Genomic DNA, 13,015 nt, shown 5'->3' on the forward strand with positions numbered 1-13,015 from the left:
CTAAGAAGTTAAGGAAGCTTTATGGAGTAGGCTTTTGGCTAGTTCTAAAGCTTCTTCTTGGGTTGGAGCAAGCAGCAGTGGATTTCCCCAAAATTTCTCATATACAGAGGCAAACAATTTTAATCCTACACGTTTGACTTTGTTTGGTTCTACCTGTATGGTTGCTTGTATGCATTTGAGCTTTTCTTTATTTAGTTTCCGCCAGGCGTTTATTTTCCGGGTTTCTTCCCTGGAATGTTTGTGCTTTTCTTCAGGAGCCTCACCCGTGCTAACCATTACAAAAGGTTTTCCGCTCTCGAACAAGTTGGTAAACGCGGCCATATCCTTATCGTGATTGTGGTTTTCAGTTGTTGTTTCTTCCAGGCTGTGTTGAAAATCAACCAACACTATTGGGAATTTTGAATCATCTATAATCATTACCTCTACATTTAATACGTTTGCAAAGTTAGAACGATTCTAAATAATTGCATTGTACCAATAAACGTATCTGTTGGACTAATCGTGGTTTTTGTTTTGGAATGCAGATGCGGTTACTCCTGTTATTTTTTTAAATAATCGAGAAAAATAGGCGTAATCCTCATAGCCTAATTGTGTTGCGATTTCTTTAACCGATTTATCGGAGTGATAGAGCATCCGCTTGGCTTCTAACATCACCCGTTGTTGTATGTGATGTGAAACGGAATACCCGGTTGCCTTTTTTACACATTCGTTCAAATAAGCGGTAGAAATAGTAAGGGTTTTCGCATATTCACTCGGTTTTTTTACGGTCGTAAAATTGGCTTCCAAACGCGATTTAAAAGCCTTGGTAATAGACTCAAAACGGGAAAGGCTATCTGGTGATTGAGTTTGCGCTAAATACTGTGAAGTGACTAATGCTACTAAGGCATTCCCACTGTCTTTGAGTACCGATTGATATAATTTTTCGTGTTTTCGCTCTGATAATTTTAAGCACAAGGATGCCGTTTCAGCAATAATAGAAAATGCTTCCCTTGTTAAGGATACCGGTCTTACAGGGTTTATAGCTTCCAATAGTGTTAGGTATTCCCGATTCAAGGTTTCTGTATTGATTGCCCAAAAGCTTACTGTTGCTTGGTTAATGTGCAGCATACGGTGTACTTGATTGGGGTGAATGTAGAGGGCAGCAGCTGGTTTTAGGGTATAGCTATGGAAATCTATTTCAATGGATGTGCTTCCTTTTTCTTGTAAAAGAAACAGATGATAATCATCCCTGTGTGCTGCAGCCGCTTCTTTAAACGCATTTAAATCTTTGAATGTCATTTTTCCGATGACAAACCCAGTATTCAACGCATCGTCCATCGTTTTTACAGGAATGCTCTTTGTTTGTTCACGCATGGTCTTTTTATTTGAGCGGATTTTGGTTGGGTTGTCATGAATGGCCTGGGCTATCTTAAGATGCGATAATAGCAACTATAACTTATGAGCTTATCGTTTTATTTTCTCCTATTTAAAATTACACTTTTTATAGAATATCCGCTAACTTAAGCTTAAACGATATTGGGTATCGTTTATGAAATGAATTGCTATTTTACAGGATCTGCTATTATGTTTTCTAATCGATTATTTCTGGAAACAGGCCATCACATCTTCTTCAAAATAAGGTTTTTCATTTACCCAAAATATATAATCGATCTTTAAAAAATCTTTTGCAAATGCGTGTAATATTGGTACAAGGTTTTTTCTAGAACTATGAATATGATCACTTTCCTCATCATAATCATTATCTGCTCCGGTTTTTGCTATATAATTGCCATCCTGAACGGCAATGCCCAGCGGAACGGTAAAATTACCTTCATGCATTTGGGCAAGTGCATGATTTAATTGTGCTTTTCTGGTCATCATCAAATCAGGGCCACCCAGCCCCACTCCTATTTTTTCACCATATTGATAAACAGATTTTAAATAGCCTTTATCTTCAAAAGGCAACCATTCACCTGGAAAAAAATTGGCATAAAGCATCGTGGTCACGTTTGGGAATGCTTTTTTCAATGCCAACATATTGTTTTTAACACCTTCAACATAGGCCTGTTCTGTAAAATCAGGAGCGGTTTTAGGACTAACTCCAATAGCTGTTTCCTGGAGGTTAATTCCTGCGATTAACTCACCAAATTCTTTACCCAGTGCCCTAAGTAAATGTGCAAACCTATCCTGTACTTTTTTATTCCATCGCTTAGCAACCCAACCTTCCGGCTCACCAGTATCATTATATTGCAACACCGCTCCCCCATCATATTCTTTTGTTAGCAGATAATCGGGAACAGCTTTATATTTTTTATCGAAGGTGACGTCTTGTAACTGGATAAAAAGTTTTTTATCATATCCTTTAAGGTAATTGACATCTTGTTTGATTTTCGAAAAATCATATCTTCCTTTCTCTGGCTCCAGTTCTCTCCAGGAATACATAATCTGGGCGCCTTTAAATCTGGCAATGAAAAGTAACGGATGATCAATTATAGATTCTCTATCCCTTGAAAAATAGACAAAATGCTGAATATCGTCTTCTGGAATCGGACAAGCAGCATTGGCATAGTTTTTATAAGCCTCTTTGTATCTTTCAGATGGGTTTTTCCAGTTCTGGCTACTCAAAGATGGACACAGCAGTATATAACTGATCAATAATAAACATTTAATTCGGTTCATTTTTAAATTTTCTATTACTCATTTATGATAAATCCCTTTTTAGCGGGGGCTATTACTACAATTAAACGAGATATTTTTTTTTTAATTAAAAACCTGATAATCAAACCCAATCTACATGACTACAGCTGTTTTAGGAAATTTCTCGTCCTCTGCCAGCATATATTATTTTATAAATTCATTTTAAATAAAATATATCGATAATTCAACGTACATTCCATCTTTTCCGGCAATAATTTCTTGGGCATCATCATTACCTAACAATATGACTAACGGAAAAAAATAACAATTTTATACACCTATTTTACGGTAATAAGAATGAAAGAAAATGAATTTGGTCATTTAGTCCCTTTTAATTTAAAAAAAGAAATTCCTTATACTACCAATACGGTCGTACAAAGAACGATAGTCGATAAAGCATCGAGAATTGTGCAATTAATGGCATTTGACTATGGTAAAGTTTTAGCAATCACATCTGATGGTACGCAATTTCATGTGCTTATTGAGGGTAAAGCTGAAATGGTTATAGATGAAGTCTCTACCTACCTGCAACCCGGGGATTCTATTATTGTTCCCCCAGGCACAAACTATACTTTAGAAGCTAATGAGAAATTTAAAATATTAACCATTAATTTAGAATAACCAATGTTTTACAAAAAACCTTTATATCAATCTACCGATAAAGTTTGTGCAAAAGAAAATCCTGAACAAGAACTTAGCATCAGGATTTATGCTTACAATATTTATTACTGTACTATAAAAAATAATCCCGAGGCTAGAGAGCTTATATATTTCGAAAATGAGCTAACTCCATATCCCGTGTTTTAAAGAGCAAGTAATGGATAAACAATTCGGGGCTTCAAAGATGCTTCTAAATAGGGTGACAAGCATTAGGTGCTACTCATTTTTAAAAAATTGAAGGAAGTAAGAAGTTTAAAAAGTTCGCCCGGTATACATCAGAAAGTCTTTTTTATAATTTCGTGCTTAGCCAATACTGAGTAGTTGAACAGCATCTGGGCAGTACGCCCTAAATGAGCGATTAAAAAGCTTATGAAAATAAGATAGCTGCTTTTGGCGAACGACGAAGCTTGATAAGTCCCATTTCCTTAATTTGTCGTACTCTCTCTGAGGTTAATCCTAAAAGCGTACTTATATCTCTCAGGCTTTTAGCCTCCCCACCGTTAAGTCCGAATAACAATATGATTACTTCTTTTTCCCGTTTTTCTAAAATAGTCATCAATTGATTTATTTCATGCGAAGTCGATACATTAAGTAGTCCCTGATCGGGATCTTCGATTTTACTTGTGATTAGTTGATTTAAGGTAAAATCATCATTATCATTTGATAAGGGTTTATCTAGGGATAGATAAGTGGCATTACTTTTTCCGGCTTCTTCGATTTCAGTTAGAGGTAAATTTAGAAAATTAGAGACCTCTTCCAAAGAAGCTTCTCGCTGCAGTAATTGCTGTAGGGCTGAATTTGCTTTTCTAATTTTATTAATAAGCGTTAATTTATTTAGAGGTAATCGTACTACTCTTGCGTTTTCAGAAATTGACTGAACCATTGTCTGGCGTATCCACCACACCGCATAAGAAATAAATTTAAAGCCTCGTGTTTCGTCAAAACGATTGGCAGCTTTAATAAGCCCCAAATTCCCTTCAGCAATAAGATCTGATAAACTAAGGCCTTTAAACTGGTATTGTTTTGCAACCGAGACTACAAATCTTAAATTCGAGGTCACCAGGGTATGTAAGGCTTTCTTATCACCAGCTTTAATCTTTCGGGTAAGTTCCACTTCCTCTTCACTGGAAATACGTGCAATGGGACCAATATCTTTTAAATAAAAATCTAAACTTGCCTCATCTCTATTCGTTACTTGTTTTGTGATTGTTAATTGTCGCATATATTATTTTTAATAAGGTAGTCCAATAAAGGATAAAGCTTTATTGGCGTACAGCAGCTTTTGGTAGAGCCAATGAATTTTGTTTCGATATAAGATAAAAAGATGTTTGCTTTATCGCTTTTCTACCAGTGTAGCTTTAGCGCCTTTTGCCGTTTTTTGCTTGACAAAAAATACCTGGTCTTTTTCTGAAATTTCGTCCAACAGATCCTTCATATGAACAAAAATATGGTCACCGGATTTTTGATCTTTTATAAAACCATAGCCTTTTTCTATAAAAAAAGAAATTACTGTTCCTTTTCGCTTTTCTTTCTTCTGAATCTCCCGGTTATGGTTAATTGAAGGGCCTGTGACAAGAAAGCTACCGTCCTGACTTCTGGTAGGCGTTTTACTTAGATTCCCCGATTCATCTACATAAATCATCATCTCCTCAAGTTGCTTTCCTTTGTTATTATCGGTCTTGCGGTTTTCCCTTCGCTTGTCCTTCAGTTTTCTTTTTTCAATCTTTTTTTTAATATTCTCTTTTTTTGAAAATGAATCTCCCATAATGTCAATTTTATCATCTAAAAATCACCTTCATTAATGGCCAAATAGACCTTTAAAACTGCATGTGGTGATTAGTGTCACAAGACACTCAGCACTACCAAAAAGAAAACCGAAAAGGAGAAAACTTAACTAATAATCAACGTCTGGGGAGTCTAAGGTAAAGGCCTCTTAAATACCTATGAAATATATAACAATTCCCCTGGCCTACAGCAAATAACATGTTAATTTAAGCGGTCTGTTAAAAATTAAATAATTGTCTGTTTTGTACAAAAAATAAAACTAAAGCTGGGGAAACTTGTTTTTGTTATTTTTAAACGCAACTACGTTAATTTGAATACTAAAAATATCGTAATTTTGCTCTACAAACTCAAATGTTTGCATTTTATGACATTACTTTTTACAGAGGCGTTTGCAATTATTATTGCGATTACCTGTTTACTACTTATTTTTTTATTACTTATTTATGGAGGGTTCCCCTTCATTCTTAATCGAAGAAAGAATTTTTAAAAAATAATATCTCATTAAAAAACTCCTTAGAAATTAAATTTTAAGGAGTTTTTTTATTTTATAAAGGGCAGCGATTACCTGCCAAGATTTCTTAACATCGCGATATGATCTGCAATTGCCCCGGTAAACGTAGATTTTTGATTATAAGGTATTCCAAATTCGAGTGCTGTATCTCTTACAATGGGACTAATATCCCGATAATGCACATGACATATATTGGGAAACAGGTGATGCTCGATCTGATAGTTTAATCCACCTATTAACCAGGAAAAAGTCTTATTCTTTGGTGAAAAATTAGAAGTGGTTAGCAATTGATGTACCAGCCAGTTATTATCAATATTCCCCTGATTATCGGTTAATGGGTAATTAACATCTGGCATCACATGGGCTACCTGAAAAACACAGCTAATTACCAGACCGGTAACCAGGTGCATGGATATAAAGGCAAGAATGACAAGCCAGGGGGAAAATGGTAAAACCAGTATAGGCAAAACGATAGCATACATATAGTACGCCAATTTCCATAAAGTAAGATGAAATAAGCTCCTATAAAACTCTTTTTTATCTTCTATCAATCCCATTTTTCGATATCGGGTTAGCCTTACAAAGTCTTTTGCCGTAATCCAGGCTAAGGTTGAAATACTATAAAAAAACCACACATAAATAAATTGAAAACGATGAATTTTATATTTCTTTTTATGTGGTGAAAATCGTAAAAAAAACGGCATGTTTAAATCATCATCCGCCTCATGTATATTGGTATAGGTATGATGCAAAACATTGTGTTGCAAATGCCAAACGGTGGCATTGGCACCGATAATATTCATAGAATAGCCCAGGATAGTATTTAGCTTGGAGTGTTTAGAGTACGACCCGTGAATAGCATCATGCATTACGCCCATACCAATACCGGCCATACCAAAACCACTGGTAATATATAATAAGAATACCATCCAGCCGGATGTTACGATACCTGAGCATAAAATTGATATTGGACCTAAAAACAATAAAAGCATGACTATTGTTTTGGTGATCATGCTAGAATTAGCATGGGTGGAAATCTGATTTTCTTTAAAATACTGGCGTACTCTTTTTTGTAAAAGTTTTACGAAATGGCGATCTAGCGAACGCGAAAATTTAGGAGGATGTTGCAAATTAAAAGCTTATTAAAAGGTGATAGATAAGACGATAAATCGGGGAAGAATTGTCGGTTGCTCCGGGAAGTTCTTGTTATCTTTACGTATTAAACGCAATTATAACGCCATAATTGCAAAATACATGACATTATTAAGTTAATTATTGCCTAATATTGGCATGATGATATTCATTTGCTATCTAATCTTTCGATTTTTTAAAATGAATGTTTCTGCCAGCATCTTCGTATTCACTATACAAGCTTAATGTTTGTACTCAAACAGGCTGTCACTTAGAACCTTGTTATCGAAATTCCTGAGTATTTTTACAATTTTAGTAAGTGAGCTCTACATAACTCTATAGTGCTTTTATGTGGCCTGATCATGTGTTTGATAATAGTAATTATCTTCAGGGCAAGCCCACGAGGCATTTAATTGAACAAGCAATTTTAAAACGATACAGGTCTCGGCGCATTTCATCCTGATTATCGACTAAAGGACTAGCCAGCTACTTAAGGGGATTAAGCATAATTCAAAAAATGTCGATTGATTTTCTTCGTTTTTGCCTATAAATACTTTTTAAGTCTGATGCTTCAGCTGGTTAATCTCTCTCTAAAATCCACTCTAACATTAAATTTAAGACCTTAGGAGACATGGTTTGTTCAATTTCAGAATATTCATTGGGCATACCGGTCTCACTTTCCTGAAATAGATGATTTAAGTTTTCCATTTGAAAAATTTCAATATTTTTATTTTCAAGCTTCTCTAGTGCTAACGCATTTTCAATTGCCGGAACCTGAACATCCTTTTTCCCAAATAAAGCCAGTATTGGAATGTCTACTTCTTTTAATGCGGTAGTAGGATCATAGTTTATAAAATATTGCATCCACGGAGAAGTCATACTTTCGATTAAACTATTCGTTTGAGCAGCGTTTATCGAATTGTTTGTTTCCTCTTTAAAATAGGCTGCTAAGTCTTCTTTTAGTGCATCGTTAGTTTTAGTATTAGAAGCGATAAGTTCATAAGCGCCATGAAATACTTCCTGACTTCTATTTACGATACTGTCATGAATCCCACTTTTCTCTTCAATCAGTTTTTTCTGAAGTAGTAACAAATCTTTTCCTCTTAAAACAGCTCCAGCCAAAAGAACAATAAAATCAACATCTTTGGATTTTGACGCAATCATAGGAGCAATTATCCCTCCCTCACTATGTCCTATTAATCCGAGTTTTGAAATTTTTAGATCTTTTCTTGATTTTAAATATGTTATAGCCGCTTCAGTATCCCTGGATAAATCCTTAGAAGTAGCTGTTGCGTATTCCCCTTCTGATTTCCCAACGCCCCTGTCATCGTATCGCAATACAGCTATTCCATGGCGCGTCAAAAAATCTGAAATTAATAGAAATGGTTTATGGCCCATAATTTCTTCATTTCTATTTTGGGGACCACTTCCGCTAATTAAAATGACCACAGGAAATTTTTCAAGACCTTCAGGGGTCGTTAAGGTTCCTGCTAAGCTTATATCATCAGATTCATTATAAAACCTAACCTCTTCTGCATGATAAGGGAAAGGTTCTTTGGGTTCTTGAGGTCGATTTATAGCTGTAGTGAAATTATCCCTACTTAGGTTTAAGGCTAATTTTAAGCCTCCTTGCTGAAAAGTACCTGCTATTATTTCTTGTGTATGATCATATTCACCTGTATATTTTATTCCCATTGCCGGAGCTTCTAATAGTAACTGGGAATTTTCTACTGTTGTTCTGGCAACAGGTAACCCTATTGCCATTTGCTTAGGACTATCCATAGTTGTGCTGTAACTGCTATCTTGCTTCTTAATATGAAAAACTAAAGGCAGTTTGGTTCCCTGTATTTGTAAGCTTCCATACCAATCTCCAAGAATTTCCTGCCCCTGTATAAAAGAACTCATTAGAGCAAAACAAATTAAAAGTAAAATATTTCTCATAGTATTTATTAATAGGGGTCCTACCTGTTTAGTTGTTATCAAACTGATTATTTTTTTTCAGCAAATAAAAATTTTCGTTGAGGATCATTGTTTTTTCTTCTGCTATTTTATGAGCATATTTCTTTGATAAGCTAAAATAATCCTGTTGATCCATCAATCTATAATTGGGTATAGTGGTGTAAAATTGATCATCTATGGTTTGATAATCATCTTTACTCGTTTTTGAAACTTTTACATTGAAAAAGCGCAGTAGGTTCTTAAACGCCTGAGTCTCCTTTATCTTTTCCTGAAATGAAGCACTACCAATATAGTCTCCGGGCTTTTGAATTTCATCGAACAAGTTAAACAAGCCATGGGTTTCTTCCCGGTTTAAAAAGAAGAGCACTCCCTCTATAAGAATAAAACACGGCTGATTATCTTTTATGGCATTTAGCCTGGTTAATAAATCATCTTTATAATCTGTACTAAAATCCACACCAATAAAATGAATATTCCGTTTGGGAAGTACCCCTTCAGACTGCCATTGCTCTATGTGCTGTTTTTTATAAGTTATGATTTTAGGTTTATCAATTTCAATATGAATCAGTTTCTCATTCAGCAAAAACGGATACATACTGAATCCGCTACCAAAATTGATCAATACTGTAATCGCTTCTTTTTCTAATAACTCATTGAGATGGGTCAGGAAAAATCTATTTCGTAAACAATGTGTAAAAGGCTCTTCCCAAGACACCTCCTGTAAATAGTCTATGATCCACCTATCGGTTTTAGGATTTTGCCATAGCCTTGCAAAAATATCCTGACTCAATTTTTCATCGGTTGCCCGAAAGGCGGAAGTCACAAAAGCCGTTTCATGTACCCCTATGTTTTTTTGATGTTCCATAATGATTGTTATGTTGATGAGATCTTATGGCTCTAAATTAAACAATATTTATTGCTATTGCTATTTATGCTTACGGAATACCTACTCTTAAGCTGCTGCCCAGGTTAGTTATAATTAGCCTTTGCCCATTTAATCGTAGGTAATATCCATTCTTTTAGCGGTCTAAACAAAAAGCCATGACGCAAACCTGTATTGATTTCAATTTCTTTAAAATGTGGGATATCACATGTAGCGTTCTCCTTTCTGGCTACTGCTGAAACCCCAAATGGATCTGTTTTTTCATAGATGGTAAGGATATTTCCACAGAAATTAATTTCAGGAATATGCAGCAAATCTCGCTCCCTGTAACTGGCGATAAAAACAAAATTCAAATTGGGATTATGTGCCAGTGTTGAAACATACTGTGCGATATAACCTCCTTTAGAAGTTCCCACCACGGTTATTTTATTAGGGTGTACCCCCATCGATATTAAACTATCTATCTGTTCAACTATTCCAATAGCATATTCCCGGGCATTCACATTGCCATTTCTTTTTTCACTTAGCACATTGAATCCCGAGGATTTGAATTCTTGTAATATAGCCTGATACTCCGTTTTACCATATTCCGGATGAACATCATCCAATTCGTGTTCTTCTAAAAATCTATTATGAAGAAAAAAAAGATAGCGATGTGGTTCATTTCCATAACCGGTAAATATAAATCCAACGAAAAATACTACTATCAGATCTTTTTTCATTTTTAGTGATTTTTAATCCTACATGAGGAGTTAATTCACCCAGGCTTGCTTCGAAATTATAAAGAACCCGGCGTTAAGTATTTATTGCGATTGGTATTTCTAACGCCTACAATAACCATTTCAGGCACCAACCAATTTAAATAAAGAAATTTAGTAATTCTTGTTGTATGTATAAAATTATAATTTCTGTCAAGCAGCTCTACAACCGGATACTTTTTATCGGAAGTATTATAACTTTCAGGTAGATGAATCTCTGGTTGCCTATCCTCATCTAGAATCTCGGAAAATAATATTGCGGATCAATCCGCTGCTCATATCCTTTGAGAAAAGCTTAAATAGTTGCTTAATATTAAGCTGATGATCAATAGCTCGTATTTCATAGCGATATACTTTTTAATTTTATTAGAAAGGTCAGGAATACTTTGAACGCTGAAGTTATAACTTTTATAGGAATAGTTCGCTATTTCTAAGTTTTTGTAAACTACCTCAACCTGGCGCATGAGGCACAAAATATTTTTATTTCGAGGCATGCGGATAGCTAAGGTGATGTGATGAGAATATGACTTCTGGATTACCGAGTGAACTAACTCTTACTTCTGTAAACGGAAAAAAGTACTTTTTAAACTTCTTAGCTATTTGCCGTATTTGTAGTGCCTTTGTTTAACACAGCTTAATTTTACTGGAGTATACTTAAAGTTTAGAATAAAATCCTGATTCGATATTTAGGTTTACTGTTATAAAAAAATCTGACCCTTTTGTGATTGGATTTGTTTTTTTATCGAGGTGACAGAACGCTTGTAACATTCTGGAAACCACAGTATTTATACGGTTTCTCATGGTTTCCAATTTCGTGACTCACGATTAACTCACATTATAATAAGAACATATTGAAGTTATTTGGTACTTCATTTCTACAAACTTAAAAAAAAAAGTAATATTTATGAAAATAAGTAAAGATTGGAATTTTAAACGATTTGATTATTTGGGAGGAGGTCAACTCAGTTCTTTATTTGCGATCAGCCGTTTTTGTGCGCTGGCAAAGTATTCGAGGCGAGAAATTATTTTTTTCCTTGTGGTTTATTAAGATTAAATGTCACATCCTTTTTTACAAGATCAGTGACATTAATAGTAGGTAGAAGAAAATTATTAAATGAGGTATTTTCTGTTTTACTGTGTAAAACACCTCTCGCTGTACCGATTGTTAACATTGCTAAATGACTAATAAAACCTTTTGGAGCAGTCAACTCATTCTTATCCTCGTTTAAAAAATCATCCCATGTTTCGTCAATAATCTTAAAATGACAACCAACTTCAATAATCAAAAAAGGTGATTTTTCTTTAATAAATTTTGTAGAAAAAAGAACTGAAATAATCTTTTTATCCTTACTAATTCCAAATTTCAAACCTGCTTTGAGATCCACCACGCTTCCTTCCGTAAAGGCAGATTCTATTACTGCAAATTGTTCAGTAGTAATATTGTTTAAAGCAAACCCAATTTTTTTGTCTGTTTCTGACATTAAGCTACTAATTTAAAGTTGCATTCTGAATCTTCACTATAAATGGTGGACTCTAATAAAGTTTGATAATTAGCGGTACTAGTTTCTGAATCAATAATTTCTTCACTTTCGCTATAAGATTTGAAGTTGTTTGCTTCAAATTCAAACATTGTTTCAAATTCTGGAACCTCAATTAAAATGAGATCTAAAATTCCTTCGATTCTGGTTATAGTTTCTATTTGTAAATTCTCAGTTCCTTTAAGTAATTTATTGACATACTGAGGTGAACAATCTAAAGCTTTAGCTAATTGCTTTTGTGATTGTGGAAACTCATTTAATTTTTTGTTTTCTTTTAATTTGGACATGATTTTTACGGCAATCGCAAATGATATATCCAGCCAAGCTGAATTTTCTTTACGATATTTAGCTTTTTCAATCCACTTTTTATCGGACTTGGATGTTTTCTTTAATTTATTTTTAATGTTGCTAGTGCTCATATCTCGTATAAAATTTTCTATTTAATTGAATTCGACAAAATCTAAATTGTCATCTTCTTCATCCATTAAGTAGTTTCGTGTAAATTCAAGTTTCTTTAGTTCCTCTAAGAGGTGATTCCTTTTATTCATTTTATGAGTAAGTTTTATTGCTCCTCCACATATAACAAAAAGATTAGCTTCTATTCTGATTGCGTAGATTCTAAGCCAACTGTTCCTTTGAAGTCCTTTGGCTTTATCTTTCTCAAAATCTTCAATAACCCCTTCAGATAAGGGTTCAAAAAGTGTAGATAGGGTTTCAAGTCTTTCAGTTTTTCCTGTTTCTGCTATTTCTAATAATTCATTTTCTAACTCTCTAGCGTCTACCCTCGTTTTAATTATTGCTTCTTCAATACTTATTCCTTTCCAAAAATTACGATTTAAATCTTCCAAATGCTCTTCAAAGAATTCTCGCAAGTAAATTGGATCATTCCATAATTCGAAACATTTTGCAAATTCATGTAAAGATTCATTTTCATATTGTACTGAATATAAACTGTCTTCAACTACTGCAAATGTATCAATTATTTTCATTAAATCAACCTGTAGGTTTATTTTTGTGAATTTTTAACTTGAATTGTTAAATGCAATTATACAAAACGTTCATCATTAATTTGTCCTATGTTTTTGCTTGCGCACAACTGTCTTATATAACAATC

At 34.2% G+C, this 13,015-nt stretch carries 15 protein-coding genes; 2 read left to right on the plus strand and 13 right to left on the minus strand.

What is annotated here, in order from left to right:
- From AC13DP_RS18080 to AC13DP_RS18090, 3 genes are all read right to left on the minus strand, one after another.
- Entirely contained in the window at positions 1-417 is a 417-nt protein-coding gene (locus tag AC13DP_RS18080; RefSeq protein ID WP_347405621.1) for a hypothetical protein, read from the minus strand.
- 78 nt (positions 418-495) lie between these two features.
- Positions 496-1,353, minus strand: a complete 858-nt coding sequence (locus AC13DP_RS18085) for an AraC family transcriptional regulator (RefSeq protein WP_347405622.1) — start codon at positions 1,351-1,353, stop codon at positions 496-498.
- 225 nt (positions 1,354-1,578) lie between these two features.
- Positions 1,579-2,658 carry a hypothetical protein gene (locus AC13DP_RS18090; protein ID WP_272956905.1) on the minus strand — a complete coding sequence of 360 codons (1,080 nt, stop codon included), beginning with the start codon at positions 2,656-2,658 and terminating at the stop codon, positions 1,579-1,581.
- Positions 2,659-2,973: 315 nt separating this feature from the next.
- Between AC13DP_RS18090 and AC13DP_RS18095 the strand changes: the two genes are divergently transcribed.
- Positions 2,974-3,297: a cupin domain-containing protein gene (locus AC13DP_RS18095; RefSeq protein WP_013070978.1), complete on the plus strand. Its 324-nt coding sequence runs from the start codon at positions 2,974-2,976 to the stop codon at positions 3,295-3,297.
- A gap of 3 nt (positions 3,298-3,300) precedes the next feature.
- Entirely contained in the window at positions 3,301-3,483 is a 183-nt protein-coding gene (locus AC13DP_RS18100; protein ID WP_272956904.1) for a hypothetical protein, read from the plus strand.
- 220 nt (positions 3,484-3,703) lie between these two features.
- Here the strand turns inward: AC13DP_RS18100 and AC13DP_RS18105 are convergent, their stop codons facing one another.
- The 10 genes from AC13DP_RS18105 to AC13DP_RS18150 form a co-directional block, all read right to left on the minus strand.
- Positions 3,704-4,558, minus strand: a complete 855-nt coding sequence (locus AC13DP_RS18105; RefSeq protein ID WP_273300871.1) for a sigma-70 family RNA polymerase sigma factor — start codon at positions 4,556-4,558, stop codon at positions 3,704-3,706.
- Between the two features lie 111 nt (positions 4,559-4,669).
- Positions 4,670-5,101: a cold-shock protein gene (locus AC13DP_RS18110; RefSeq protein ID WP_272957514.1), complete on the minus strand. Its 432-nt coding sequence runs from the start codon at positions 5,099-5,101 to the stop codon at positions 4,670-4,672.
- A gap of 581 nt (positions 5,102-5,682) precedes the next feature.
- On the minus strand, positions 5,683-6,624 hold the full coding sequence (locus tag AC13DP_RS18115; RefSeq protein ID WP_148211676.1) for a fatty acid desaturase family protein: 942 nt from the start codon (positions 6,622-6,624) through the stop codon (positions 5,683-5,685).
- A gap of 718 nt (positions 6,625-7,342) precedes the next feature.
- Complete coding sequence (locus AC13DP_RS18120) at positions 7,343-8,668, minus strand: alpha/beta hydrolase family protein (RefSeq protein ID WP_347406383.1); 1,326 nt, start codon at positions 8,666-8,668, stop codon at positions 7,343-7,345.
- A gap of 64 nt (positions 8,669-8,732) precedes the next feature.
- Positions 8,733-9,587, minus strand: coding sequence for a class I SAM-dependent methyltransferase (locus AC13DP_RS18125; RefSeq protein ID WP_272957512.1), 855 nt, complete (start codon positions 9,585-9,587; stop codon positions 8,733-8,735).
- 104 nt (positions 9,588-9,691) lie between these two features.
- A complete protein-coding gene (locus tag AC13DP_RS18130) occupies positions 9,692-10,327 on the minus strand; it encodes an alpha/beta hydrolase (RefSeq protein WP_347406382.1) in 636 nt (211 codons plus the stop codon).
- A gap of 56 nt (positions 10,328-10,383) precedes the next feature.
- Positions 10,384-10,620 (minus strand): alpha/beta hydrolase-fold protein, encoded by a 237-nt coding sequence (locus AC13DP_RS18135; RefSeq protein ID WP_483068257.1) that lies wholly within the window; start codon positions 10,618-10,620, stop codon positions 10,384-10,386.
- Positions 10,621-11,385: 765 nt separating this feature from the next.
- Entirely contained in the window at positions 11,386-11,844 is a 459-nt protein-coding gene (locus tag AC13DP_RS18140) for a hypothetical protein (protein ID WP_347406381.1), read from the minus strand.
- Complete coding sequence (locus AC13DP_RS18145) at positions 11,844-12,320, minus strand: helix-turn-helix domain-containing protein (protein WP_347406380.1); 477 nt, start codon at positions 12,318-12,320, stop codon at positions 11,844-11,846. The genes AC13DP_RS18140 and AC13DP_RS18145 overlap by 1 nt, the downstream gene beginning before the upstream one ends.
- 21 nt (positions 12,321-12,341) lie before the next feature.
- On the minus strand, positions 12,342-12,890 hold the full coding sequence (locus AC13DP_RS18150; RefSeq protein ID WP_347406379.1) for a hypothetical protein: 549 nt from the start codon (positions 12,888-12,890) through the stop codon (positions 12,342-12,344).
- Positions 12,891-13,015 lie beyond the last annotated feature (125 nt).

It is taken from the genome of Zunongwangia sp. L-65 (genome assembly GCF_056859415.1).